At 69.3% G+C, this 24,314-nt stretch carries 24 protein-coding genes and 1 tRNA gene; 12 read left to right on the forward strand and 13 right to left on the reverse strand.

What is annotated here, in order from left to right:
• Window positions 1-213 precede the first annotated feature (213 nt).
• The gene (locus HS048_RS04910) at window positions 214-762 is read left to right on the forward strand and encodes a GNAT family N-acetyltransferase (protein ID WP_068897853.1); all 549 of its coding nucleotides are present in this window, start codon (window positions 214-216) and stop codon (window positions 760-762) included.
• Window positions 763-1,363: 601 nt separating this feature from the next.
• Here the strand turns inward: HS048_RS04910 and HS048_RS04915 are convergent.
• Window positions 1,364-2,233 (reverse strand): M15 family metallopeptidase, encoded by an 870-nt coding sequence (locus HS048_RS04915; RefSeq protein WP_230880731.1) that lies wholly within the window; start codon window positions 2,231-2,233, stop codon window positions 1,364-1,366.
• A gap of 255 nt (window positions 2,234-2,488) precedes the next feature.
• Between HS048_RS04915 and HS048_RS04920 the strand changes: the two genes are divergently transcribed.
• The 5 genes from HS048_RS04920 to HS048_RS04940 all read left to right on the forward strand — a co-directional run bounded on the left by HS048_RS04920 (window position 2,489) and on the right by HS048_RS04940 (window position 7,490).
• Window positions 2,489-3,274 (forward strand): prolipoprotein diacylglyceryl transferase, encoded by a 786-nt coding sequence (locus HS048_RS04920; protein WP_196466278.1) that lies wholly within the window; start codon window positions 2,489-2,491, stop codon window positions 3,272-3,274.
• A gap of 251 nt (window positions 3,275-3,525) precedes the next feature.
• Window positions 3,526-3,798, forward strand: a complete 273-nt coding sequence (locus tag HS048_RS04925; RefSeq protein WP_157237479.1) for a hypothetical protein — start codon at window positions 3,526-3,528, stop codon at window positions 3,796-3,798.
• Window positions 3,795-5,396 (forward strand): radical SAM protein, encoded by a 1,602-nt coding sequence (locus tag HS048_RS04930; protein ID WP_307832369.1) that lies wholly within the window; start codon window positions 3,795-3,797, stop codon window positions 5,394-5,396. Before HS048_RS04925 ends, HS048_RS04930 begins: the two co-directional genes overlap by 4 nt.
• The gene (locus HS048_RS36810) at window positions 5,393-5,803 is read left to right on the forward strand and encodes a hypothetical protein (protein WP_230880732.1); all 411 of its coding nucleotides are present in this window, start codon (window positions 5,393-5,395) and stop codon (window positions 5,801-5,803) included. Before HS048_RS04930 ends, HS048_RS36810 begins: the two co-directional genes overlap by 4 nt.
• Window positions 5,804-6,308: 505 nt before the next feature.
• The gene (locus HS048_RS04940; protein WP_196466279.1) at window positions 6,309-7,490 is read left to right on the forward strand and encodes an ATP-binding protein; all 1,182 of its coding nucleotides are present in this window, start codon (window positions 6,309-6,311) and stop codon (window positions 7,488-7,490) included.
• A gap of 81 nt (window positions 7,491-7,571) precedes the next feature.
• On the opposite strand, the gene HS048_RS04945 is transcribed toward HS048_RS04940, so the two are convergent.
• Together HS048_RS04945 and HS048_RS04950 are read right to left on the reverse strand one after the other, a co-directional pair.
• The gene (locus HS048_RS04945; RefSeq protein WP_196466280.1) at window positions 7,572-8,459 is read right to left on the reverse strand and encodes a MauE/DoxX family redox-associated membrane protein; all 888 of its coding nucleotides are present in this window, start codon (window positions 8,457-8,459) and stop codon (window positions 7,572-7,574) included.
• A 17-nt stretch (window positions 8,460-8,476) separates the two neighbouring features.
• Entirely contained in the window at window positions 8,477-9,427 is a 951-nt protein-coding gene (locus HS048_RS04950; protein ID WP_196466281.1) for a hypothetical protein, read from the reverse strand.
• A 283-nt stretch (window positions 9,428-9,710) separates the two neighbouring features.
• Between HS048_RS04950 and HS048_RS04955 the strand changes: the two genes are divergently transcribed.
• A complete protein-coding gene (locus HS048_RS04955; protein WP_230880733.1) occupies window positions 9,711-10,241 on the forward strand; it encodes a SigE family RNA polymerase sigma factor in 531 nt (176 codons plus the stop codon).
• 37 nt (window positions 10,242-10,278) lie between these two features.
• Here the strand turns inward: HS048_RS04955 and HS048_RS04960 are convergent, their stop codons facing one another.
• The gene (locus tag HS048_RS04960) at window positions 10,279-10,827 is read right to left on the reverse strand and encodes a MarR family winged helix-turn-helix transcriptional regulator (RefSeq protein ID WP_307832370.1); all 549 of its coding nucleotides are present in this window, start codon (window positions 10,825-10,827) and stop codon (window positions 10,279-10,281) included.
• 101 nt (window positions 10,828-10,928) lie between these two features.
• On the opposite strand from HS048_RS04960, the gene HS048_RS04965 reads away from it, so the two are divergent.
• Together HS048_RS04965 and HS048_RS04970 are read left to right on the forward strand one after the other, a co-directional pair.
• Complete coding sequence (locus tag HS048_RS04965; RefSeq protein ID WP_196466283.1) at window positions 10,929-11,492, forward strand: YceI family protein; 564 nt, start codon at window positions 10,929-10,931, stop codon at window positions 11,490-11,492.
• 281 nt (window positions 11,493-11,773) lie between these two features.
• Window positions 11,774-11,863, forward strand: a tRNA-Ser gene (locus HS048_RS04970).
• A gap of 461 nt (window positions 11,864-12,324) precedes the next feature.
• Here the strand turns inward: HS048_RS04970 and HS048_RS04975 are convergent.
• From HS048_RS04975 to HS048_RS04995, 5 genes are all read right to left on the reverse strand, one after another.
• The gene (locus HS048_RS04975; RefSeq protein ID WP_196466284.1) at window positions 12,325-13,146 is read right to left on the reverse strand and encodes a protein phosphatase 2C domain-containing protein; all 822 of its coding nucleotides are present in this window, start codon (window positions 13,144-13,146) and stop codon (window positions 12,325-12,327) included.
• Window positions 13,147-13,151: 5 nt separating this feature from the next.
• On the reverse strand, window positions 13,152-13,991 hold the full coding sequence (locus HS048_RS04980; protein WP_196466285.1) for a sigma-70 family RNA polymerase sigma factor: 840 nt from the start codon (window positions 13,989-13,991) through the stop codon (window positions 13,152-13,154).
• A 156-nt stretch (window positions 13,992-14,147) separates the two neighbouring features.
• Window positions 14,148-14,330 (reverse strand): hypothetical protein, encoded by a 183-nt coding sequence (locus HS048_RS04985; protein WP_196466286.1) that lies wholly within the window; start codon window positions 14,328-14,330, stop codon window positions 14,148-14,150.
• A gap of 89 nt (window positions 14,331-14,419) precedes the next feature.
• Complete coding sequence (locus tag HS048_RS04990; protein WP_196466287.1) at window positions 14,420-14,824, reverse strand: ATP-binding protein; 405 nt, start codon at window positions 14,822-14,824, stop codon at window positions 14,420-14,422.
• 108 nt (window positions 14,825-14,932) lie between these two features.
• On the reverse strand, window positions 14,933-15,775 hold the full coding sequence (locus HS048_RS04995; RefSeq protein WP_196466288.1) for a helix-turn-helix transcriptional regulator: 843 nt from the start codon (window positions 15,773-15,775) through the stop codon (window positions 14,933-14,935).
• Window positions 15,776-16,304: 529 nt separating this feature from the next.
• On the opposite strand from HS048_RS04995, the gene HS048_RS05000 reads away from it, so the two are divergent.
• Both HS048_RS05000 and HS048_RS05005 read left to right on the forward strand, forming a co-directional pair.
• Entirely contained in the window at window positions 16,305-17,405 is a 1,101-nt protein-coding gene (locus HS048_RS05000; protein WP_196466289.1) for a DUF262 domain-containing protein, read from the forward strand.
• On the forward strand, window positions 17,405-18,109 hold the full coding sequence (locus HS048_RS05005) for an MAE_28990/MAE_18760 family HEPN-like nuclease (protein WP_196466290.1): 705 nt from the start codon (window positions 17,405-17,407) through the stop codon (window positions 18,107-18,109). Before HS048_RS05000 ends, HS048_RS05005 begins: the two co-directional genes overlap by 1 nt.
• Before the next feature lie 1,949 nt (window positions 18,110-20,058).
• On the opposite strand, the gene HS048_RS05010 is transcribed toward HS048_RS05005, so the two are convergent.
• The gene (locus tag HS048_RS05010; protein ID WP_196466291.1) at window positions 20,059-20,604 is read right to left on the reverse strand and encodes an SMI1/KNR4 family protein; all 546 of its coding nucleotides are present in this window, start codon (window positions 20,602-20,604) and stop codon (window positions 20,059-20,061) included.
• A 314-nt stretch (window positions 20,605-20,918) separates the two neighbouring features.
• Between HS048_RS05010 and HS048_RS05015 the strand changes: the two genes are divergently transcribed.
• Window positions 20,919-22,148 (forward strand): serine hydrolase, encoded by a 1,230-nt coding sequence (locus HS048_RS05015; protein ID WP_196466292.1) that lies wholly within the window; start codon window positions 20,919-20,921, stop codon window positions 22,146-22,148.
• 144 nt (window positions 22,149-22,292) lie between these two features.
• On the opposite strand, the gene HS048_RS05020 is transcribed toward HS048_RS05015, so the two are convergent.
• From HS048_RS05020 to HS048_RS05030, 3 genes are all read right to left on the reverse strand, one after another.
• Window positions 22,293-22,871: a nucleosidase gene (locus HS048_RS05020; RefSeq protein WP_068897865.1), complete on the reverse strand. Its 579-nt coding sequence runs from the start codon at window positions 22,869-22,871 to the stop codon at window positions 22,293-22,295.
• Between the two features lie 70 nt (window positions 22,872-22,941).
• A complete protein-coding gene (locus tag HS048_RS05025) occupies window positions 22,942-23,280 on the reverse strand; it encodes a MazG nucleotide pyrophosphohydrolase domain-containing protein (RefSeq protein WP_068897866.1) in 339 nt (112 codons plus the stop codon).
• A 133-nt stretch (window positions 23,281-23,413) separates the two neighbouring features.
• Window positions 23,414-24,283 carry an alpha/beta fold hydrolase gene (locus HS048_RS05030; RefSeq protein WP_196466293.1) on the reverse strand — a complete coding sequence of 290 codons (870 nt, stop codon included), beginning with the start codon at window positions 24,281-24,283 and terminating at the stop codon, window positions 23,414-23,416.
• Window positions 24,284-24,314: the final 31 nt, after the last annotated feature.

Below are 24,314 nucleotides of genomic sequence, written 5' to 3' on the forward strand. Positions count from 1 at the left end.
GCCCCCTGGTGGAGGTACTGCCCGGCGGGGTCCGGCCCGGAACGCGTGCCCTGCGGGTGACGGCGGGACGCGCGGTCCGGCCGCGTCCGGAGTCCATGCGGGCACGTCGTCGCACGTCCCGGCGGCGGGACGTGCGGCCCCGGCCGTGCCGAGGGCTCGTGTCCGCCGATATCTCGATTGCACCGGTGAGGGTGCTTCTACCAGTATGTTCCGATGGAACAGGTATCCCCTGCCGAAAAGATCGTCGCCGGATCCGTCGTGCTCCACCGGGTGCGGGAGGCCGACGCAGAAGGCGTCGCGGCGGCGATCAGCGAGTCCATCGCGCACCTGCAGCCGTGGATGCCCTGGGCCCACGACGGGCACTCCGTCGAGGACGCCCTCGGCTGGATCCGGCGCGCGGAGGAGGGCTGGGCCGGGGGCACCGAGTTCGCCTACGTCCTCCGGCCCGCCGACGGCGGCCCGGTCGTCGGATCCATCAGTCTGATGGCCCGCGTCGGCCCCGGCGCCCTGGAGATCGGCTACTGGCTGCACGGCGGCCACACCGGCCGCGGGCACATGACGGCCGCGGCCGGGGCGCTCACCGCCGAGGGGCTCGCCCTGCCGGGGATCGAGCGGATCGTGATCAAACACGATGCGGCGAACCACGTGAGCGGCGCCGTGCCCCGGCGCCTGGGCTACCGCGAGGTCGGCCGGGTGCCCCGGGAACCGGTGGCGCCCGCGGAGACCGGCGTCGACGTGGTCTGGGAGATCCGCCGGGGGTGAACCGAGATCCGGCGGGAGTGACCCCGAGGCCGACGCGCCCGGCGGTGCCGCCGTACGGCGACGCCGTCCTGCGCGATCACCGGTCACGGACCCGCGTCCACCGCCGCGCCGTGGACGAGATGTCCCGGACGCGGGGAACCGGCGGAGGCCCGCCGGACAGTACACGGGTGTGGAGACGACGCCACGAGATCACCGCCGACAGCGCGTCCCTGAACCACCGCACGAGCGGCTGTCACTGGCGCGCCACCGCCTACTATGTGTTCGACTGCGGTGGTGTCGGCGGGGGGCGCGAGGGATACCACCTCCGGCGTCAGGAGCGTCGCCGCAGCCGGCACCAGGCGCGCTGCGAACTGCGCACCTGGCACGGCGAAGACTGAGCGAAGGGGCAGGGCCCGCATATCGGCGGGCCCCGCCACTTCCACTTCCCCTGCTCCTGCCACTTCCCCTGCCCGCCGGCCGACCGGCGTCTCGAGTTCGCCGGCCGACCGGCGTCTCGAGTTCGCCGGCCGAACCGCGCCGCTTCCTGTGACTCCGGTGACTCCGGACCGGGTCGGCACGCCGTGTCCTGTTCTCGCACGAAGCCGTAGAGCCGACCCGGGTCTCAGCCGCCGCCCTTGCTGAAGTGCTGGTAGTCCTTAATCCCGGACCACGAGCCGCCCCACTCCCAGCCGAGCCTCTCGAAGGCGCGGACGACCTTGTCGCCGGGGTTGATCACACCGGGGGCCTTCACCGGGCGCTTGGCGAACCTGCGGGCGTTCCGGTGGGCGACCGAACCGTCCGCGGAGACGTAGGGGTTCTCGCGGGGGTTGATGTCGATGGCCTTGCCGTACGCGTGCCGCGACCAGCTGCTGGAGCCGGTCGCCGGGCGGCAGTTGAAGGCCGAGGTGTTGTCGGCGTCGATCGAGTCGAAGTCGTCGCCCTTGTAGACGTCGACGAGCACCATCCGGTAGATCGGCCAGCGCCAGTCGTACAGCCGGCCGAAGACGGTGACGACGTCGTCGGCGACGTCCTCGTGCACGACCAGCTCGCCGGTGTGCGGCCGGTCGTCGAAGCCCCAGTAGGTCATCGTGATCAGCCGCAGGTCCCTGACCGGGACGGGGCAGCCCTTGCGCCAGGAGTACGGCAGGCGCTCGCGGTTGACGCGGGAGACCTTCGCGGCGAACTCCGGGGGCGCGGCCGGGGGCTGCGTCTGCGACGGGGGCGGTGAGGCGGCCCCGGCGGACGGCGACGCCTGCGGGGAGGGCGTTCCGGCCGGCCCGTCCGTTCCGCCGGGCGGGGGGGACGGGGTCGCCGACGGGGTCGCGGTCGGCGAATCCGTCGGCGAGGGTAAGGGCGAGGGGGACGGCGACGAGGGGCGCGGGCTGGGCGGCGGGGGCGGTGTCGTGGGCGCGGTGACGGGTTCGGAACCGCCGCAGGCGCTCACCGCGAGGTAGGCGGCGGTCATGGCGAGGGCGGTCCGGACGCGCGTCATGGACGGAGACCTTCCCACCTGCTGCCCCCTCACAACGGACCGGCACGACGACTCATCAGCGTAGTCGACCGGTCGCGGCGGGTGCCGGTGCGCTCTTCCGGTCCCGCCGCACGCGGTCCCGCGACATACGGTTCCACCGCATGCGGTCCCGTCGAACCCGGGCACGTCCGAGCGCGAGTCCGGGCGCGCCCGGGCACGGTCTCCGGCTCGGCGGAGGTGGTGGTCCGGAGGCGTTCTCGCATCTACTGTGGCGGGATGGAGCCGGTGATCGGGATCGCGGGACGGTCCGTGCCCGTGCACGGCCTCTTCGTCGTCCTGGGGGTGCTGGCCGCCGCGGTGGTCTTCGTCGCCGAGGCCCGCCGCCGGGGCGCGCCGGCCGAGCAGTCGCTGGTGGCGGTCACCGGGGCGCTGGTCGGCGGGGCGGTCGGCATGCGGCTGTCCGGCTGGGCCGAGCACCTCGACCCGGCGCTCAACCCGAGCCTGCTGGAAGCCTGGATGTTCGGCTCCCGGAGCATTCTGGGCGGGCTGACCGGCGCCTACGCGGGAGTGCTCGTCGCCAAGCGGCTGATCGGCTACCGGGAGCGGACCGGTGACCTGTTCGCGCCCGCGGTCGCGCTCGGCATGGCGGTCGGTCGGATCGGCTGCCACCTCACCGAGGCCCCCGGCCGCCCCACGGACCTGCCGTGGGGCGTGCACGCCCCCGCCTCCACACCCGCCTGCCCCGGCTGCCTGGCCGGGCAGGCCATGCATCCGTCGTTCCTGTACGAGGCCGCCTTCCAGCTGGCGGCCTTCGGCGCGCTCTGGTGGCTGCGGAGCCGGATCACCCGGCCGGGCGAGCTGTTCACCCTCTACGTCGCGGCCTACGCCGTCTTCCGGTTCCTCGTGGAGTTCACCCGGGCGAACGAGACGGTCTGGCTGGACCTCACCCGCCCGCAGTGGTTCCTCGCGCCGGGCCTGCTGCTGGTCGTCCTCAGGCTCCGGTACGGCTACCGCCGGGGCTTCTACGACGCGCTCATCCGCAGACAGGAGGCCCGCGCATGACCACGCCGCCCCAGGAACCGCCCGGTCCGCCGGAGGAGCCGCCCCGGGGACCGTCCGGTCCGCCGGAGGAGCCACCCGGTCTGCCCCGGGAACCGCCCCAGGGTCCGCAGGATCCGTACGGGCCGCCGGGACAACCCGGCCCTCCGTCCGGTCCGCCCGGCCCTCCGTCCGGTCCGGCGGGCCCTCCGTCCGGTCCGGCGGGCCCTCCGCCGGGGTGGGAGGGGCGGCCCCCGTCCGGCGACTCCACGGGGGTGATCGTGGCACTGGCGTTCGTCGGCGTCCTCGTCTTCATCGCGGCCAACGTGCTGATGGCGCTCCTCGCGTTCTCCACCCAATCGCCCGTGGGCATCGGGGTGGCGGCGGTGGTCCTGGCGCTGGGTACCTTCGGCGGCGGGATCCTGCTGGTCCGGAAGGGCGAACCCTGGTCCAAGGGGCTGGGGATCGGCCTCATGGCCGGCTGGGCGCTGGTCTCGATCGTCAGCGCGGGATTCTGCACGGGCATAAACCCGGGGGTCTACCTGTGACCGGGATCGCCGGGATCGCCGGGACCGCCGGGACGGGCGGGATGGGGCTGCGGGGCGACCGCATCCTCCGCTACGTCAACGCCTTCTGCCCGCGCTGCCACGACGAGGACCCCGAACGCCCGCTGCACGACGTGCCGCGGCTGACCGGCTACCTCGCCGTCCGCGACGGCCGGGTCTTCCTGGAGCGCGGCTGCCGCGTCCACGGCCTGATACGCACCCTCTACGACGAGGACCCGGAGATCCTCGCCTACCTGGAGGAGTGGACCGCCCCCACCAAGGCCCACGTCCCCGACACCCCCGGGAACTTCGACCCCGTTCCCGCGGCGTACCTGCGGGGGCTCCCGGAGATGCAGACCCAGCACACCTGCATCCTGCTGGAGGACATCGCCGAGACCTGCAACCTGCGCTGCCCGACCTGCTTCGCCGGCTCCTCGCCCGACCTGCGCGGGGTGGTCCCGGTCGCCGACGTCCTGGCCAACGTCGACCAGCGCCTGGCCCGGGAGAACGGCCGCCTGGACGTGCTCATGCTGAGCGGCGGCGAGCCCACCCTCCATCCGGAGCTGGGGACGCTCCTGGCCGAGCTCACCGCCCGGCCCGTCACGCGGATCCTGGTCAACACCAACGGCATCGCCGTCGCCCGCGACGACGCGCTGCTCGACCTGCTCACCGGGCACCGCGAGCGGGTGGAGGTCTACCTGCAGTACGACGGGACCTCCGCCGCGGCCTCGCGCCACCATCGGGGCGGGGACCTGCGCGCCCTGAAGGCGGAGGCCGTACGGCGGCTGTCGGAGCGGGAGATCTTCACGACCCTGGTCATGACCGCGGCCCTCGGCGTCAACGATGGCGAGATCGGCGACGTGGTACGACTCGCGCTCGACACCCCCTACGTGGGCGGCGTCTCCCTGCAGCCGCAGTTCGGCTCCGGCCGGTCGGCGGCGATCGACCCGCTCGACCGGCTGACCCACACCGGGGTGCTCGCCCGCCTCGGCCTGCAGACCGGCGGCACCGTCACCTGGCGAGACCTGACCGCGCTGCCGTGCTCGCATCCGCACTGCTGCTCGGTCGGCTACCTGATCCGCGACGACGCCGGTGCGTGGCGGTCGCTGACCGCCCTGATCGGCCACGACCGGCTCAAGGAGCATCTCGGTCTGGTGGCCAACCGGATCGCCGACCGGGAGATCCCGCGCGAGCTGCGCCGGGCCGTACAGGAGTCGCTGCTCGGGCTGCTGTCGGAGCAGTCGTCGCTCTCGCACCCGCAGATCGGCGACCTGTGGCGGGACATCTGCGAGAACTGCGACCTGGGCGTGTCCACGCTGCTGGCGCTGGCCTCCTCGGCGCTGCCCGGCCGGCGCAGGAGGCTCCGCCGGATGCTCGGCGAGCGGGTGGTCCGGATCACCGTGAAGCCGTTCATGGACATGTCGACGATGCTGGAGGAGCGGCTGGTCCAGTGCTGCGTCCACGTCGGCACCCGCGCGGACCAGGACCAGTGCGCCCCGTTCTGCGCCGTTCAGGCCTGGCCCGCGCTCTCCCGCCAGCGGCTCTCCGCGGTGGCGGCGGCCGACCCGGGCGTACGGCTCCCGCTGGTGGAGCTCACATGACGGGGCGCACGGCTCCCGCCGGCGGGGATCCCGCGACGGGCGGGCGACCGCCGGGCCGGGGGACGGACTCCATGACCGGGGCGGGGCCGGGGACGGAACCGGGCGGGGCAGGGCCGGGGACGGGTTCCACGACCGGGGCGGGGCCGGGGACGGGACCGGGCGGCGCGCAGCCGTACGATCCGCTCCGGCTGTGCGTGTACGCGACCGTGGCACTGCTGGCCTGGCTCGGCGGGGCATGGGTGGTGCTCGGCTTCGCGGTGCTCGGATTCACCGGCTACCTGCGGGCGCGCCGCGCCGGACTGACCCGGAGCAGGTGCCTGCTCCGGGACACCCGGCTGGTGCTCGGCTACCTCGCGTTGATCGGTGCTGCGGCGCTCGTCGCACTGGTGCGGGGTCTCACCGGCTGACCTTCCCCCGTCCAGAGGTCCACGGCCCGGACCTCCCCGCCTGGAGAGCCATGCCCGGAGATCCACTGCCCGGCCTTCGCGAGGGAAGGCCAGGGCGGGGAGGGTCCGGGGGCGTCCGGCGCGTACGGAACCGGCGGGGTGCAGAACCGGCGGGGTGCGGGAACCGGTGGCCGAGCTTTGGGGCGGGCTTTTCCCGGGAAATCTCGTCACTGTGTTCGACGGCGCGCTACAGTCTGGGGCATTGGATCGAACACGGGTTCGGTCGCTGGTCCGAGATGTCCGCCGGGTGCCGTCCCGGAGCGCCGTCCGTGCAGGCAGGGGGTGTGCCGTGGTGCCCGCGACGCCGGAGCTCCCAGGGGCGTCCGCGACCCTCGACCCCCCCGCCCCGCCGCAGGCGGTGTGCGTCCCGGCCCCCAGGGGGCCCGCTCCATCGCGGGCGAGACGCCGTAGCACTTTCTATCGAAGTCTAGGACGGCCCCTATATCCCGTCATAGAGTCCGACACCGTGGACCCCGTGCGCAACCCCTACGCCCCCGGTGCGGGCCAGCGCCCGCCGGAGCTCGCCGGGCGCGACCGTGAGCTGCGGCAGTTCGAGATCGTGCTGGAGCGGGTGGCCCGCGGCCGTCCCGAGCGCAGCATGGTCGTCACCGGGCTGCGCGGCGTCGGCAAGACCGTCCTGCTCAACACCTTCAAGTCGATCGCCATGCAGCGGCTGTGGGGCACCGGGAAGATCGAGGCCCGGCCCGACAGGTCGATCCGCCGTCCGGTGGCCGCCGCCCTGCACATGGCGGTCCGCGAGCTGGCCCCCCGGCACCGGGCGCCCGAGCGCATCGAGGAGTTCCTCGGCGTGCTCAAGGCCTTCGCCATGCGCGACGCGTCCGCGGCCAAGGGCACCTCGCACTGGTCGCCCGCGATCGACGTGCCCGCGGCGCGCGGCCGGGCCGACTCCGGCGACCTGGAGATCGACCTCACCGAGCTGTTCGTCGACGCCGCCGCGGTCGCGACGGACCTGGGTGTCGGCATCGCCCTGTTCATCGACGAGATGCAGGACGTCCAGGTCGCGGACGTCTCGGCGCTCTGCGCCGCCTGCCACGAGCTGTCCCAGAGCGGCGGGCCGCTGATCGTGGTCGGCGCAGGGCTGCCGCACCTGCCCGGTGTGCTGTCGGCCAGCAAGAGCTACTCCGAGCGGCTCTTCCGCTACGCCAGGATCGACCGGCTCGACCGGGAGGCGGCCGATCTGGCCCTGATCGCCCCGGCCGAGAGCGAGGGGGTGGAGTTCACCCGGGAGGCCCTGGACGCGCTCTACGAGGCGGCCGACGGCTACCCCTACTTCGTGCAGGCCTACGGCAAGGTCGCCTGGGACCTGGCGCTGCGCAGCCCCATCACCGCCGAGGACGTCAGGGTCTCGGCGCCGGAGGCCGAGGAGGAGCTCGCCGTCGGGTTCTTCGGCAGCCGGTACGAACGGGCCACCCCGGCCGAGCGCGACTACATGCACGCCATCGCCTCGATGGGGGACGAGCCGGTGGCGACCGCCGAGGTGGCGGAGATCCTCGGCCGCAAGCCCTCCAGTCTCTCCCCGGCCCGCGACAGCCTCATCAAGAAGGGACTGATCTACAGCGCGGAACGCGGGCTGATCGCTTTCACCGTCCCGCACTTCGGCAGGTTCCTGCGCTCCCAGCCCGTCTGAGTCCCGGCCCCCGATCCCGGTTGCGTCGGCCTAGCCTTCTCTACGGTTCTCTAGCCTTCATCCTAGACAGCCGTATACAGTTCAATGGTCGTGTGCCGCGAGGGCGGGGGAGCCGTCGGCCCCGTCAGCGGCCGTCACCGGCTCCGGCGGCGGGACGGTCCCGACCGCCCGCCCGTCCGATCCGACCAGCGCCACCCTGACCGCGGGCTTGCGGCCGCTCAGGTAGACGGCGAAGACCACGTCCACCGGTTCCCCGTCCGGGCCCCGGCCCGGATGGACGAAGAACCGCCAGCAGAGCTCCCGCCAGCTGTCGACCGGCTCCGCGCTGGTCAGCGACCCCTCGTAGGCCCGCCAGGCCGTACTGGAGCGGAGCCGGGCGGCGGCCGTCGCGGCGTCCGCCGGACGCTCCTCGCAGGGTGCGCGGTGCCGGAGCCGGGCGGTGGTCTCCTCGATCTCCGGGGAGAACGCGGCGACCAGCAGCAGCCCTCCGGCCACCGCCAGCGCTCCGGTCCAGGAGATCCCGGCCAGCACGGACCACCCCGGCACCGGTCCGGCCCACACGGCTCCGACCGCCATGGCCGTCAGCACCACGGTGCGGGTGAACGAGCGGAAGCCCACCGGGACCGCGCTGACCTCGCCGAAGCAGCCGCACCCCACGTCGGGGCGGCGGCGGCGCAACTCCCACAGGACGTAGGTGGCCACCGCGAAGAACGCGGTCGTCCCCCACCGGAAGGCGGGATGCCCGGTGGCCATCAGCCCGCCCACCAGGATCGCCTCCCCGGCCGCGCAACCGAGCATCACGGGCGCCCGCCAGTGCTCGGGCACCAGCACGGCCGGCCCCAGTCCGCTCATCCCGCCCAGGCCCCTGTCGCCCCGGGCGGTCCGGATCTTGGCCACCGTACCGAGGGTCAGCAGCACGCTCAGCACCGGGAGCTGGGCGGCGGCGATCGTCCTCAGCATCTCTGTCATCTGCGTCGTCACCTACGTCATCCCAAAGTGATCCGGGCGTTGAAGCAACCCTTGGTCAGCTCCCCGCCGAGCTCCACGAAGGAGGCGGGGGACAGTTCGGCGATCCGGCCGCGCGGGGAGGTGCCGCACTCCAGGCACCGGTCGCAGAACCGGCCGGCGAGGCAGCCGCACGTCACGACCGGTACGACCGAGGTGCGGCCGGCGCACACGTTGCGCACCTCGAGCGCCGACCCCAGGGCGAGGTACGGCAGTCTCGCACAGGACCTCCCCACCTCGTCGCACTCGGCGTCGGAGGACTCCAGCATCGGGTAGGCGGCCCCCCGCTCGCCGAAGTCGAAGCCGTCGGACCAGGTCGCGGTGCCCGAGACGTGCGGCTGCGCGCCGCCGTAGGCGAGGGGCGGCTCGGGTACGGACGTCCACCGGTAGGGCGGCTGCGAGGTCGTGGGCAGCCGGACGTGGGCCACGCCGTCCTCGACGACGCCGACGGCGTCGAACAGGTAGCCGGGTTCGAACTTCGGATGCCGGACCCGCAGCCGCCCCGAGACCGCATAGGGGACGACGACGGTCCGCATGCCCCGGTGCGGCCCGCAGTAGAGCTCGACCGTGCGGTCCCGGGCGCCGGGACCGACCTCCTGGATCACGCCGGTGATCCGGGTGGTGTCGGCCCAGATCCGGTCGACGACCCGGCCGGCCTTCAACGCCCTGATGACCACGTTGGCGCCGGGAGGCAGGTCGGCCGGGGCCACGGTGTCCCCGCGCCAGGCGGTCGCCCAGGGGGCGATGACGAGCCGCTCCTCCTCGCCGTCCGAGGTCTCGATGACGATCAGGTGCGGGCTGGCGTCCAGGACTGTGCCGGTGACGGCGTGCAGGAGCTCGCCGTCACCGGGAACGGGGCCGGAGCCGGTGAGGGGGCGGCCGAGCGCGGCCGAGGCCAGCGCCCGGCGGCGGTCGACGCTCCGCTGGGGCATCGTGGTTCTCCTGTTCTCGGCGGGACGTCCAGCCAGCGTCACATGCTGGGAGATGTCCCGCTGTCGGCTTCCCCTGATAATTCCGTCAGGTATCCGACCAGGTATCAGGATTTCCCTCCCCAGTGGAACGCCTCTCCCCCATGACTGGGCAAAACAGCGCCTAACGGTCTTTCGTCAGCCGGTGGGGCGGTTGGTGCGATCTTTACGGCCGAGGGGATGAAACCTGGATTCCGGTTCAGCCGGATCAGACGCTCCGGCTGCGATTCTGGCCACGGGAGACACCTTGACCACGGGGCGGGTGATCGCGGTGACCGGGGGGACCCACGACGAGTTCCGCGAGTACGTCATTGCTCGCGGACCGGCGCTGCTGCGCGCCGCCCGCCGGGTCACCGGGAACCCGAACGACGCCGAGGACCTGCTCCAGGCGGCGCTGGCCAAGACGTACCTGGCCTGGGAGCGCATCGAGGACCGCGCGGCCCTGGACGGTTACGTGCGCCGGGCGATGGTCAACATCAACATCTCGTGGTGGCGGCGGCGCAGGCTGGAGGAGTATCCCTCGGGAGAGGTGCCCGAGCCGGTCGCCCCCAGCGTCCAGCGGCAGCTGCCCGAGCGGGTGGAGCAGGCGCTCGACGGGCTGCCCGCCCGGATGCGGGCCGCGATCGTGCTGCGTTACTACGAGGACATGACCGAGCCGGAGATCGCCAAGGCCCTGGGCGTCAGCGTCGGCACGGTCAAGAGCACGGTCTCGCGCGGCATGGCCAAGCTCCGCTGCGCCCTCGAGGTCCAGGAGCGGCGGCTCGAGCCCCAGTCGTGACCCTCCGTCCCCGGGATCCGCCCCGGGGCGTCCCGGGTCATCGGCCGCGGTCCTCGGGGGACCGCCGGGAGGGCGGCCGCCCGGGAGGGTGCTCGCAGGATCCGGCCTCTCCGGAGGGCGGGGCCTGGGCGCCCGCCGTGGCGCAGGGCCGTACGGCGTCGCGGATGGTCCTGAGGGCGTCGAGGAAGGCCGAGAGCCTGTCCGGGGAGAGCAGCCCGGTGAGCCAGGCCTCGATGTCCGCCAGGTGCTGCGGCAGCACGTCGCCGAGACGGGCCAGGCCCGTCTCCGTGATCACCGCGTACGACGTCCGGCGGTCCGTGGCGCATGCTTCCCTCGTGACCAGGCCCTCGCGTTCCAGCCGGTCCACGACCCTGGTCACACCGCTGGTGGACAGGGTGGTCTGCGCGGCCAGGTCGCTCATCCGCAGGCGCTGCCCCGGAGAGCGCGCCAGGCGGATCAGGGTCTCGAAGTCGATCTCGGAGAGCCCCGCCGCCGCGAGGGTGGGGAGCGTCTTGTCCGACAGCCCGGTGGAGACCTCGGAGAGGAGGCCCATCGCGGTCAGCCGGGGGTCGTCTAGAGGGAGCACGTTCACACTGTATCGGACGATAGTTGACGAGAGGAATATTCCTCCTGTAGAAATATGTTGACGCAAACGTCCACGCAGCAAGCACCCCTCGGGAGAACACGATGAGCACTCGCACCTGGGAGAACCTCCAGATCCCCGCCGCCGGCACCTACGCGCTCGACGCCGCCCACACCAGCATCGGCTTCGTCGTCAAGCACATGATGGTGAGCAAGGTCCGCGGCAGCTTCGGCGACTTCGCGGGCACCGTGACGATCGCCGAGAACCCCCTGGAGTCCTCCGCCGAGCTCACGATCAGGACCGAGAGCATCAACACCGGCGTGGCCGACCGCGACGGCCACCTGCGCGGCGACGACTTCCTCGCCGTCGATAAGTTCCCCGAGCTGACCTTCCGCAGCACGCGCGTCGTCGGCCACTCCGGGGACGAGTTCACCCTGGCGGGCGACCTGACGATCCGCGACGTCACCAAGCCGGTCGAGCTCGCCGTCGAGTACGGCGGCGCCGGCACCAACCCGTGGGGCCAGGAGGTCTGGGGCTTCTCCATCACCACCGAGATCGACCGTGAGGAGTTCGGCCTGACCTGGAACCAGGCGCTGGAGACCGGTGGCGTGCTCGTCGGCAAGAAGATCAAGATCGAGATCGAGGGCGAGGCCAACCCGGCCGCCTGATCTCCGGGATCCCTGACCTCCGGGATCGGCGCAAGGCTCCTCCCCGGGTGGGCGAGGAGCCTTCGCGCGCTCGACAGGTGAGATTTCTTATCTCACTCGTAGAGAATCCACAGGTTTACCCTGAGCTTCACCTGCCTGTCCACGGCTCTGTCCACAGGTGTGGACGAAGTTATCCACAGGTGGTGGATAAACCTCCCGGAAGGGCGTGGCCGACGCGCTGGGCAATCGCTTTGCCGCCTTGCCCGATCGCCGGTACTCTGTGCTGAGCCACACGGCTACCAGGAGGCTTCGCCTAGTCAGGTCTATGGCGCCGCACTGCTAATGCGGTTTGGGTTTACCGCCCATCCGGGGTTCAAATCCCCGAGCCTCCGCAGATCAGAGGCCCTCTCCCAGATCCGGGGAGAGGGCCTTTTTCGATCTCCGGAGGTCTCTGGGCTGCAGTTCGGGTTGCAGCTGCCGCCCGTTCGCCGTCCACCGCTCGTCACCCGTCGCCCCAGAGGGCTGTGCGAGGGATTCCAGGTCGGTCTTCAGCAGCTGTCCAGGGAGATTGACGGTAAGTCGCCTCAGGAATTCTCCGGCTCGAAGAGTTCGGGACGGTGAGCCGACCGGCTTCTATGATTCGTCAATGGAGATCCGGATTGTTCTTCCGTTCGACCCTGACTTCCATGACCCCAAGAGCCTGGCGGCCCTGGAACGACGCTGCACCCAGCACGGCGGAGAAGAGTGCGCGGGGCCGCCCATCGCAAGCGTTCACTACCCACCGAACGGGCGCGTCGCGGCATGCCCCCCGAGCGCTTCGCGGCATCATCGAGGACGCCATCGAGAAGTTCTCCTAACGGAGATCGCACCAAGCCGCTGTGGCGTCGTCGAGGGCCTTGCCGCGCGGCCAGCGTTCGCCGTGCGGGTCGGAGTGCTCGGCTGCGCGGACCCGGCGGATCAGTTCGGCGGGACCGTGCTCGTCGAGGAGGTCGAGGGTCTGCCGCCAGGTGGTCAGGGCGAAGCGGTCGACCAGGCGGGAGGCGCCGTCGCTGAGCAGGGCGGCGGCGCGGACCTGGTGGGCGGGGACCGTGCCGGTGAGGGCCTGGTCGGCGGCGAGGGGGTCGGCGGAGGCGACCCAGAAGCCGCCGTCGCGGTTGCGGTGGCCGCGCAGGGTCTCCACGTACGCCCGGTGGGCCGCGACGTGTTCGGGGCTTCCGGAGGGCAGGGCGTCCATGGTCGTGCGGTGGGCCGCGCCGACGAGGGCTTCCCGGTCGTCGCAGATGACCATGGGCTCTGCCGTGTCGGCCGTGTCCAGGACGAGGACGGAGTCGGCCAGGATCAGCCAGTCCAGGGTGTCGGCGCTGTGGCGCAGCATGACCACGGTGGCCGAGGGCGAGCCCGCGTGGGTCAGGTCGCAGGTGAAGTCGTGCATGGACGCCACGGTCTTGATGCCTTCAGCGAGGATCTCGATCAGCGGGCTGGAAGTCTGCGTCATGGTGGTGAGCAAGGTGGAGCCCAGGGCGCGGCTGTACCAGGCGACACCGTGGGTGCAGCCCGACTCCGAACCGGCCGGGGTGCCGGCGCCGTCGAGGAGGACGACCGCGTCCGGGGTCGCGGCGACGAAGTCCTCGTTGGGGCGGCCGGGGGCTGCTTCGGTGGCGAAGGTGACGCGCATGGGGGTCAGGGCTCCTCGTGCCGGTAGAGGGGGCTGGCGAGTTCCGCTCTGACGGGTTCCCCGGTCGCCGGGTCGTATTCGACGCCGACCACGCAGGAGAAGCGGTTCTCGCCGACCTGTCCCCACAGGGTGGCGGTCTCGGAGGTGAGCAGGTCGACCACGCCGAGGGTGCCGTGCGGGTGGATGCCGGTGAAGACCAGCAGGTTGCCGTTGCCGTCGGGGCGGGCCAGCCGGCCGAGGTAGGCGTAGTCCACCGGGCGGGCCGGTTCGGAGTCCTCGCCGGAGCGGTAGCGCTGCCCGGTGCGGCGGTCGCGCAGGGTCCACGCACCGTCCTTGACCCATTCGAGCACCGGATCGGACTCGTACAGCGCACCCATGACGGGGGAGAGCTTCGGCCCGCAGATGACGATGAGGTTGGGCCGGTTCAGGTCGATGTCGCCGCCGAGGGGGACGTGTTCGAGGTTCACCGCCAGGTCGAAGCCGCGGGCGAGGTCTTCCAGCCGCTTGGCGGCGGTGACGTCCTCCATGGCGACGACGGGCCGGGCGTTGCCGGCCTCGCGCTTGAGGGGCGTGGCCAGGGTGATGGTGCCGGTGCCGAGGAACGCGCCTTCGGGGGCCGGGCCGGTGTGCTTGATCTGGTGGATGCGCCCGCGTGACAGGCCGGCCTTCCCGGCGATCTGGGCATACGACATGCCCTGGGCGTGGAGTTCCTGGATGACGCGGCGGCGGAGCCGAGCCAGTTCGGTGACCTCCTGCTGTGCGGCGTTGAGGCGTTCGGTCGCGGCCCGCAGCAGCAGATACGGATCGTCGATCGCGGCGATACGGTCGAGGTCGCTCGATGGCACGGTGGTTCCCTTTCGGTGGTGCTCCACCGAGTCTAGGCCCCTAGACGAAATGCCGTCTATCCCCCTTGACGGTACTGTTTTGAGCGGTTCGCCGGTTTTCAGGTCCACCGCCCGGATCGCAGAGCGCCGGTTCGGGACGCCGCGCGGACTCATCCTTCACCGAGCCAGACCGGACAGCAGCGCCGTCCACATCGCGTGCGCCTCGGCCGATCGCCGCCGGGAGGCCTCCCGGACCTTCCACCTGCCGCCCTCGTAGACGGTGCGGCGGATGAACGCCTGCCCGCCGGCCTCGCACAGCTCGTAGAGCGGAACCCGGCATTTGCAGGTCCAGGCGATCACCCGGATCCGTTCCCCGAGCCGGGGCGGATGCCAGTCCAGGCGTTCACACTCGGACTGCGGAAGCGGAAGATGCGGACTCAGGCAGCCGGTCACCGGCATGACGCCGCCTGCACGGCCGCAGCCGGTTCGGTGCTGAGCAGCGCCCACACGGTACGGCCCTGCTCGTCGCCGTCGACTCCCCAGGAGTCGGCGAGCGTCGAGACCAGCAGCAGGCCCCGTCCACCCTCGTCCTCTTGGCCGTCGAGCAGTACTTCGGGTGTGCGGGGGCCGCCCTCGTCGAGCACGGCGAGCCACAGCCGGTCCCGGCCGACGTGGATGGTGACGAGGAACCGGCCGCCGAACCGGCCGCTGGCCGAGTGCCGTACCGCGTTGGTGGCCAGCTCGCTCACGATCAGTTCGGCCGCTTCCACGATGGGCCAGCCGTTCAGGAACGCGGTGACGAACCGGCGGGCTTCGCAGACCGAGGCCGTGGAGCCGAGGAAGTGACGGGACAAGCGCCAACCTGACATGGGCGTACTCCGTTGTATAGGGGGCTATACATCCATGTCGAAAGCGTATGACTAAGAGTAGAAGTCACTCAAGGTATTCGACGCATAAATGCGTCAGTTCGTTGAGTGGTTCCCCAGCGCTCGGTAGTCCGCCCCGATCTCGCCGAGCAAGGCACGGAGATCATCCCCGTAGAGCGCCGCTCCGGCGAACGCCTCGAAGACCTCCTCGTGCGCTTCCAGGTCACCCGTCTCCGTCAGCGTGAGGTCACCCGTGAGGCTCTCGACCACGCTCACCGAACCATCGAAGATCGTGAACCCATGTAGAGGGAAGGCTGGCGCCTCCGTCCTCCACGGCACGACGCCGAGCCGGACATGCGGCAGCGTCGCCACCTGGGCGAGCCGGTCGAGCTGCGCCAGCATCAACGACGGCGACCCCGGCCAGGTCCGCACTGCTCCTTCGGTCAACACGAAGGCGAACTTCCGCCCCGCCTCGAACAACACGGCCTGTGCCTCGACCCGTACGGCCGCCGCCCTGGCCGCGTCCTCCTCGTCCACCTCCCTGCCGATCGTCAGGGCCAGCCGGGCATATTCCGCCGTCTGCAACAGCGGCGGCACCATTGCCGAAGAGAACACGGCCATCCACCCGGCCGACCGCACCCGCGCCGCGTTCGCCGCCTCCCGGCCGGCCAACCCACCCTTGAGACGGGAGACCTCATCACGCAGCCGGATGAGCAGCGCGTCCAGTGCTCCGCGGTCTGCCTCATCCAGCTCAAGCGCTGCCGAAACCCGATCGACGGTCTCAGGAGTCGGCAGGAGCTGCCCCGTCTCGATCCGCGAGATCGTCGGCTGCGCCACCCCGGCCCGCTGTGCCAGCTCCTTGCCTGTCAGCCCTGCACCCTTGCGCAACCGCCGAAGCAGTTCGCCCAGCTCCCGCAACCGGTCCTGTCGATCGTCCACACCGAGCGTTCTACCACCAGCCACGATGCACCGACGCGGGCTCTACCCGGATCACTGCCGAATTGTTCTTATAGGTGATCAAGCGGCGGCGCGCCGCGCCGCCGTACCGGCCCTCTGCCGCTCGCCGGCCAGGCGTGCGGCGTGGGCGCCGGTCCCGGTCGGCGGCGCCCCGGGCCATCACCGCACCGCGCGACCACCGCACCTATCGCGCCCGCCGACCCCAGCAACACGCCGCCGCACAGCTGCCACCCTCACGATCGCCTGATGACGGCTGGTCTTCGTTCATGCTCGGAGGCGATCGACGGGATGGGACTTCGTACCTCAGCCCCATCCCACCGAGTGGCCGCAGCAACCACCAACCCTGATCGCAGTACCAGGGTTCCCTCAAGAGATGAGCCAACCTCTGAACTTGGCAACCCGGATGCGTCGTGTTGTGCGTCTGCTAGACGCACGGAAAGTACAAGGTGCATGATAAGTAGGTCGCATGCCCTGCAGTCTGTAGCGTTGCTGTACCGAACTTGGAGTGATTATGGATCTGATCGACCAGATAGCCGAGAAGTCCAAAGAGATCCACACCGATGGATATTCTATGTCTGTAGGTGAAGTTATTTCACTTTATAAAGACAAAGATATTGAGATTCATCCCGAGTTCCAGCGCATTTTCCGGTGGAGTGATGAGCAAAAATCAAGGCTAATTGAATCCATTCTTCTAGGGATACCCATCCCTCCAATCTTTGTTTCTCAGCGCTCGGATGGTGTTTGGGATGTTATCGACGGTGTTCAAAGACTCTCGACGATATTCCAATTTGTAGGAATATATAGAGATGAAAATGATTTAGTCACCGATCCACTTACTCTGCAAGCCACGGAGTACCTCCCTGATCTCCAAGGTTATAGATGGGAAATTGTCGGAGAGGGCCGCAAGGTATTCTCTGACGCGCTTCGCCGAGACGTTAAAAGGGCTAAACTGGAATTTAGAATTATCCGCAAAGAGTCCGACGAAAATGCAAAATATGACATGTTTCAAAGGCTTAATGCGGGCACCCATCTATCACAGCAAGAGGCTCGCAACTGTCTCCTCGTTATGCTCAACCGGGAGATGTTCGCAGAAATAACTAATCTGTCTGAAAGTGATGACTTCCGGGGGGTTTGCCTCATAACGGAAGCTAAAGAGAACGCTGCCTACTATCAAGAGCTTGTTCTCAGATTCTTTCTTCAGCTCGATTATTCGGGGCCCGATGCAGAACTCCGAGAAGAGTTCGGCGATTATGTTACCAACTGGATGCGGGAAGCCGCGAAGGTTTATAAGTCGGACGAAAACAAAATAAAGGCCGAAGTGTTCCATAGATCGTTCTCCCTCTTGAAAGAGGCACTCGGCGAAGATGCGTTTAGAAAGTGGGATGGCGCACGTCATCTCGGCCCCTTCTCCATATCATGCTTCGAGTTTGTCACTTCGGGGGTAGCGGCAAACATCGATTACTGGGAGACACAGCATGCCGCTACGTTGGCGGATCGCGTGCGTAGCGCATGGTCTTCTCCCGAATTCCGCAACAGTGCGGGTACTGGCGTAAGTCCTCGCCGACGAGTTCCTCGACTTATAACTAGGGCACGTAACTTCTTTATGGGCTGATGGGTGTGGCACTAAATACCCCCAATGATATCGAAGATGCTTTAGATAACTCGCTTTCCTGGAGGCGTATAGAGCTTCAGGCGCTTAAGGCGGAAATTTTAAGTGCCGAAAGGAAATCTCCAAACTCCCCTCTTTCTCGTGCCCTCTCTCGTAGTGGCGTAACAATGCTTTATGCTCACTGGGAAGGGTTTGTTAAGGATGCATGTCAATCGTATGTTGACTTTGTCGCGAAGCGTCGACTGAAGTTCGCGGAGTTAAATGATGGACTTTTGAGTACTGTCCTTATTGGGTTGGGGCGTCGAGCTCTCTCGGGAGATGAGGCGGGACTCCGAGAGATTCTCAATGCAATTAGAAAACCTGAAATTTCTCGCGCCCTAATCCCCAAGAAGACAATCGTTGACACAAAGTCGAATTTGCGATTCTCCGTACTTTCGGAGATCCTCGACGGGATCGGTTTCCCTGTCGACGACTTTGTAACTAAAAATCAATTGATCGACAAGACCTTGTGTGATGGCAGGAACTCTGTTGCACATGGGCGTGACTATTTCCCTGATCCCGGTTCTTTTGAGGAACTCCATGCTGAAGTCCTTGAGATGATGGAGAGGCTCAGAGACATCATTATGTCTAATGTGCGGACGCAGGGATATCGGTATCAGCTTCAATCTTCTTTGGATGGTACGGCTGAGCGTAACCGACTGGTTTAAATGGAAGTGAATTGAGATCATCGATGATGGTCGCCGGGTCGAACCGTTCTTGGCGTACATGAAAGACGAACGCCCGTACACTTCAGTATTCCCTGGATGGCTGTTCCTACGCAGATCATTTATTGGCACACCTCCAAGAAGGAACCCGGAGGAGCGACGGCCTTTGATCCATTGATCTCCGGGTGTGAGTAGCACTCCAATCCAGATGATGCAGTTGCTATGCGTGGTGTTGACACTCGGCGGGATCATGCGCTCACCGAGCGGATGCCGCCCGTGACTACTCTTTAGTTGCAGTTCTAGTTGCAATCCAGCGTCGTCCCATGCCGTTCAAGGCGGACCGGCCGCGCCCGTTGGTCCAGGTTGAACCGATCGGGACGGGCCGGATCCGAGCTGCTAATGCGGTTTGGGTTTACCGCCCATCCGGGGTTCAAATCCCCGAGCCTCCGCAAGTCAGAGGCCCTCTCCCAGATCCGGGGAGAGGGCCTTTTTCGATCTCTGAAGGGCTCCGGGTTGCAGTTCGGGTTGCAGCTGCCGCCCGTTCGCCGCCCACCGCCCGTCACCCGTCGCCCCAGAGGGCCGAGGCCATGTGCTCGCTCGCGCACTGCATCTGGGCTCCGGCCGCATGGGTGTACCGCTCGGTGGTCGTGACTCGCGTGTGCCTGGGCGTCGCCCTTGGCGTCGAAGTCCTTGGTCTTGCTGATCCCGCCCACGACGTGGCAGCCGTACGGGAACAGCGGCTCGGGGCTGACGGGGATGGATCCTGGCAGTGCCATCGTTCCTCAGCTCCTGCTTCACCCCCTCGGACAGCGGCGGCCGGTCCATCCTGCGAATCGTCCAGGGGGCTGTGCGAGGAACTCCAAGTCGGTCTTCAGCGGCTGTCCAGGGAGACCGACGGTAAGTCGCCTCAGGAATTCTCCGGCTCAAAGAGTTCGGGACGGTGAGCCGACCGGCTTCTATGATTCGTCAATGGAGATCCGGATTATTCTTCCGTTCGACCCTGACTTCCATGACCCCAAGAGCCTGGCGGCCCTGGAACAACGCTGCACCCAACACGGCAGAGAAGAGTGCGCGGAGCCGCCCATCGCAAGCGTTCACTACCCACCGAACGGGCGCGTCGCGGCATGCCCCCGAGCGCTCCGCAGCATCATCGAGGACGCCATCAAGAAGTTCTCCTAACGGAGATCGCACCAAGCCGCGGTCGCATCGTCGAAGACCTTCCCCGAGGTCAGCGTTCGCCGTGCAGGTCGGAGTGCTCGGCTTCGCGGACCTGGCGGATCGGTTCGGTGGAGCCGTGCTGGTCGAGGAGGCCGACCACGCCGAGGGTGCCGTGCGGGTGGATGCCGGTGAAGACCAGCAGGTTGCCGTTGCCGCACCGCGCACCCGCCGCGCCGCACCACCGCGCCGACCACGGGCACGCCGCCGCCCGACGTACCGCGCAACCGCTCCGCCATGATCAGATGGCTGAACCTCCGGAAGGCTGAACCCGCATGACCAGATGGGCTGTGCGCGTCCTCGCTGCTCCCGCAGCTCTGCTGACCTTGATGGTCATCGGCGCATCCGCCCCCCTCGACTCCTGGGTGTCGGAAGCGGAGTACGAAGCCGCCTGCCACCCGTACGAAGCCGAACGCGGCGCGGAAGGAAACCGGCGCTACGCCGATGACACTTCCGCATCCGTAGTGCCGCCCCGGCCTGAAGAGCCCAGAGTACGGAACATCGTTCTCTGCAAGACGATCCACCGTTGACCTGCGACCAGACGTGTTATGCCCCCGGCAGGAGCGTTCCGGCTCCGGGATGACCACCACGGGCGCCCTCATCGCCGCCGGTTTGTCGGTGGCCGGGGTAGGGTCCCACCCGCTCTCTCCCCAGATGGTTACCCGAAGCACCAGCAGGTCAGCATGAGACCAGGCCGGGAAACGGCGACCCATTTCTAATCCGCTGCTTCGGGGCGGTCACCTTCCCTCTGCCAGCCGCTGCCGGGCTGACTCCCACGGCCGCATCTCACCGTCTTCGTCGGCGTCTTCCTCGTACCAGCCCGTTCCGGAGATCCAGGTCTCCAGCCAGTCGGCCAGGCTCTCCGCGTCGACGTGCCATGCGCGGTGCCAGTCGCCGCTGACCCCGTTCGGCTCGAAGAGCAGTACGGTCCCCTGGGGACTGCGGCAGTCCACGGCGGCGTACATGCCGCACCCCCAGTCCAGGATGGGCAGCACGTCCGCCGGCCAGTGCGCGTCACCGCCGGACTCCGAACCGTCCCGCTCCTCCTGGTAGTCGCGCACGGCGGTCCGTCCCTCGCCCAGCAGCGGCAGGAGCCGGTAGTCGGGGCCGAAGCCGCCGTTGGCCACCTCGCGGTAGAGCCGTACGAGCACGTCAGGAAGCCGGAAGCCCAGGATGCGCTCCGCCTGTGTCACCTCCTCCGCCGTCGCGGGGGGAGGCAGGTGCTCCATGGTCGCGCTCGCCTTGGCGGACACCCGCCGAAGGAGATCATCGATGTCTGTCACGGCGATGATCCTGCCACCCGCTCACGACGGAGAGGCCGTACCGTCGCGGCCGCTCCTGGTTGCAGTCCTGGTCGCAACGGGTGCCCGGCGTGGTTCGGGCATCCCAGTCTCACCGACCCCAACGGCATCGTCGTCGAACTGACCGAATGGATCGCACCCGGCGGCCATCCCGGCGTCGGCTGAGCGCCGACCGCGCGGTGCCGTGGTGTCAGCGGCCGCGTCAGCGCGGTGACGCCCCGGTATCAGAGCGGTCGGCGACGGTGGATGCCATGAACGGTTCGGCGATCCGCCGAACACTGTGAGCAAGGAGATTCATGATGGAAAAGAGCGGCGGCTTCTCCGCGACCGGGCTGCGCAGACTGCGCGAGGTGCTGGCGCGGCATGTCGAGTCCAAGAAGATCCCCGGGCTCGTCGCCCTGGTCGGCCGGGGCGACCACACGCACGTCGAGGCGATCGGGACGATGCGCCACGACGGCGGCGCGCCGATGCGCCGGGACACGATCTTCCGGATGGCGTCCACGTCCAAGCCGGTCGCGATGGCGGCGGCGATGGTCCTGCTGGACGAGTGCCGCCTGCGGCTGGACGACCCGGTGGATCCGTGGCTGCCCGAACTGGCCGACCGGCGGGTGCTGAAGCGGATCGACGGCCCCCTGGACGACACCTTGCCGGCGCGGCGGCCGATCACCGTGCGGGACCTGCTGACCTCGACGTTCGGTCTCGGCATGGACATGACGGCGCTGGGTTCCCCGATCATGGGCGCGATCTTCGAGCAGGGGCTCACGCCCGACCTGCCGGAGCCGATGCCCGAGCCGGACGAGTGGATCCGCCGCCTGGGCACGCTGCCGCTGATGCACCAGCCCGGAGAGCGCTGGCAGTACCAGATCAGCCACGACGTGCTCAGCGTGCTGGTGGCCAGGGTCACGGGCCGGTCGTTCGAGGAGTTCCTGCGTGAGCGCATCCTCGATCCGCTGGGCATGACCGACACCGGCTTCCACGTGCCCGCCGACAAGATCGACCGGCTGCCGGACCTGTACGCCCCCGATCCGCAGACCGGCGAGTTCCACGTGTGGGATGCGGCCGAAGGGGGGCGGTGGAGCCGTCCTCCGGCGTTCCAGGGCAGCGGCGGCGGGCTGGTCTCCACCGTCGACGACTACCACGCCTACTTCCGGATGCTGCTCAACGGCGGAACGCACCGGGGCAGGCGGATCCTGTCGCGGCCCGCCGTACGGCTGATGACCACCAACCGTCTCACGTCCGAGCAGACGGCCGCCCGGATCGCCATGGCCACCGACAACGTCCACATCTCGTACGGCCAGGGGCAGCACGGCGGCTGGGGCATGGGGATGGCGGTGCGCACCTACCAGGCCGACTACGCGCCCGTCGGCCAGTTCGGCTGGGACGGCGGAAGCGGCACCACGACCTACGCCGACCCGGAAAACCGGCTCGTCGGGATCCTGCTCACCCAGGTCGGGATGTCCGTCCCGGACCCGGCGCGGCTGATCCACGACTTCTGGACCACGCTCTACCAGGCGATCGACGACTGACAGCGCGGCTGGAACAACGACCGACACCGCGCCTGACATCGCGCCCGCCTCCGGACGCCCGTCCGACGAACCCCGACGGACGACCCGCTGAATCAAGAGGGTGAATCAGGAGGGGGTGGACCGGGAGGGGGTGAACCGGGAGGGTCACCGGTCCAGGTGCCGGGCGGTCCAGTCGGCCAGGGAGCGGGCGCAGTCGGCCACCGACTCGCGCCAGCTCTTCGCGGCGCCGTCGCCCGCGTCGTCGCTGACGTGCTTGACGATGCGGATCGGCACACCGGCCCGGGCCGCCGCCGAGGCCAGGGCGTAGCCCTCCATGTCGACCAGATGGGCCCGCGCCGCGAGGCGCTCGCGGGCGGCCTCGTCCGCGATGAAGGCGTCACCGGTCGCCAGGATCGGGCCGCCGTCCACGCTCAACGTCAAGGCGGCCCCGTAGGTCTCGCCGGTGAGGGCGCGCAGCAGCTCGGTGTCCAGGTCGTGCTGGATCACGGTGCCGACGACGTGGGTGCCGGTCCACCCCGGGCGCAGGGCCCCCGCCGTACCCAGGTTGACGACGTGGGAGGGGCGGGGACCACCGGCGAGTACGGTGGCCAGCGCGACGGCGGCTTCGACCTTGCCTATGCCGGTGAGCAGCACCGGCAGGTCCGTGTCGAGGAACTGCGCCTCTTCCTTGACCGCGACCACGAGCAACGGGCGGTCCGCGGTGATCTTCCCGACGAGTTCCATGGCGACACAGTCTTCACGTTCCGCGGAGGTCGTCAAGTTCCGCGGCGGCCGCCGAGCCGCCCGGCCGGCGTCACTCCTCGCCTCCGCCCTGCGGGGAGAGCCGGTCCGGGTGCCGTGACAACCACTTCCGGGCGACCTCCGCCTCCAGGTCGACGCCGTGGTGCCGGGCCATCAGCAGGACGTGGGAGAGGACGTCGGCGAGCTCGGAGCGGAAGCCGGACTCCAACTCCTCCCGGGAGTGTCCCTTGTCCCGCGCCTGACCGGCGCGCATGAGGAACACCTGCGTCAGCTCGCCGACCTCCTCCTGGAGCTTCAACAGGAACCAGGTGGCGTCCCGGGTGATGCCGTGCCTGAGTGCGTAGGCATCGGAGACCGCCTCGACCTCGTCCGTGAGCTGCCGCAAGTCCATGGCCGGGAGTCTAGGGACATCCGGTGGACGGGGCGGCGGTCTGCGGACAGGTCACGGGACCGGGGGAAAGGCCGCGCGGCCGGGACGGAGGTCACGGGGAGGTAACGGGGCCGGGGCGGAGGCCAGGGAGAGGTCACGGGGCCGGGACGAAGTCCCGGACGAGGAAGTCGCGGACGAGTCCGACGAACTCGTCCGGCTTCTCGAAGAAGACGACGTGCCCCGCGTCGATCTCGGCGTAGGCGCTGCCCGGTATCGCCGTGTGCAGGTCGCGGCTGTTGCCCACCGGGACGGTGGCGTCCTGGGAGCAGCCGACGACCAGGGTCTCCGCCCGGACGAGGGGCAGCAGCCGGCGGATGTCGACGCGCGAGTCCAGGTCGACGTGGCGCAGGGTGCCGAGAGTCGGCGGCATGTTGGGCACCAGCTTCTCGACCTCGTCCCTGCCGATCGCGTTGAGGAAGTCCCGGCTGAAACCGGTCATCGTGACGCTCCGGCCGAACGCCTCGGCGTCCACCGTCCCCAGCCGCCGCCACAGGGTGAACAGATTCCGGACGTACTCGTCGGCGTCCGTACGCACCCAGCCGGCGACCATGACCAGCCGCCGCACCAGGTCGGGACGGGAGGCCGCGAGCGCGGCGGCCACCGGCGCGCCCATCGAGAAACCGAGGACGTCGGCCGCCGGGCCCGCGCCGGTGCCCGCGGCGCCCGTGCTGCCCATGGTGCCCGCGGTGCCTGCGCCGTCCGTGGTGCCGACGGCGTCTTCGATGACGGCCGCGACCTGCTCGGCCAGGCCCTCGACGGTGAGCGGCGCCCCGTCGTCGGAGGTCCGGTCGGTTCCGGACAGGTCGGGCATGATCACCGTGTGCCGGTCGGCGAACCGGTGGGCGATCCCGCCCCACGTCAGCTCGGCGCCCGCGGATCCGGTGCCGTGCACCAGGACGAGGGCCGGGCCGGTGCCGGTACGGGTGTAGTGGACCTGGGCGTTTCCGACGGTGACGACGGGCATGGTGATCGGCTCCTTCGTGCTCGGTTCGGTG

It is taken from the genome of Planomonospora sp. ID91781 (assembly GCF_015711595.1).
GTDB lineage: Bacteria > Actinomycetota > Actinomycetes > Streptosporangiales > Streptosporangiaceae > Planomonospora > Planomonospora parontospora.

Coding starts and splice junctions, on each gene's coding strand:
- HS048_RS04965 (WP_196466283.1), top strand. CDS start 10,929: ATGAGCACTCGCACCTGGGAGAACCTCCAGATCCCCGCCGCCGGCACC.
- HS048_RS36810 (WP_230880732.1), top strand. CDS start 5,393: ATGACGGGGCGCACGGCTCCCGCCGGCGGGGATCCCGCGACGGGCGGG.
- HS048_RS04975 (WP_196466284.1), bottom strand. CDS start 13,146: ATGCGCGTCACCTTCGCCACCGAAGCAGCCCCCGGCCGCCCCAACGAG.
- HS048_RS04910 (WP_068897853.1), top strand. CDS start 214: ATGGAACAGGTATCCCCTGCCGAAAAGATCGTCGCCGGATCCGTCGTG.
- HS048_RS05000 (WP_196466289.1), top strand. CDS start 16,305: ATGGATCTGATCGACCAGATAGCCGAGAAGTCCAAAGAGATCCACACC.
- HS048_RS05030 (WP_196466293.1), bottom strand. CDS start 24,283: ATGCCCGTCGTCACCGTCGGAAACGCCCAGGTCCACTACACCCGTACC.
- HS048_RS05005 (WP_196466290.1), top strand. CDS start 17,405: ATGGGTGTGGCACTAAATACCCCCAATGATATCGAAGATGCTTTAGAT.
- HS048_RS04945 (WP_196466280.1), bottom strand. CDS start 8,459: ATGACAGAGATGCTGAGGACGATCGCCGCCGCCCAGCTCCCGGTGCTG.
- HS048_RS04920 (WP_196466278.1), top strand. CDS start 2,489: ATGGAGCCGGTGATCGGGATCGCGGGACGGTCCGTGCCCGTGCACGGC.
- HS048_RS04915 (WP_230880731.1), bottom strand. CDS start 2,233: ATGACGCGCGTCCGGACCGCCCTCGCCATGACCGCCGCCTACCTCGCG.
- HS048_RS05025 (WP_068897866.1), bottom strand. CDS start 23,280: ATGGACTTGCGGCAGCTCACGGACGAGGTCGAGGCGGTCTCCGATGCC.
- HS048_RS05015 (WP_196466292.1), top strand. CDS start 20,919: ATGATGGAAAAGAGCGGCGGCTTCTCCGCGACCGGGCTGCGCAGACTG.
- HS048_RS05020 (WP_068897865.1), bottom strand. CDS start 22,871: ATGGAACTCGTCGGGAAGATCACCGCGGACCGCCCGTTGCTCGTGGTC.
- HS048_RS04950 (WP_196466281.1), bottom strand. CDS start 9,427: ATGCCCCAGCGGAGCGTCGACCGCCGCCGGGCGCTGGCCTCGGCCGCG.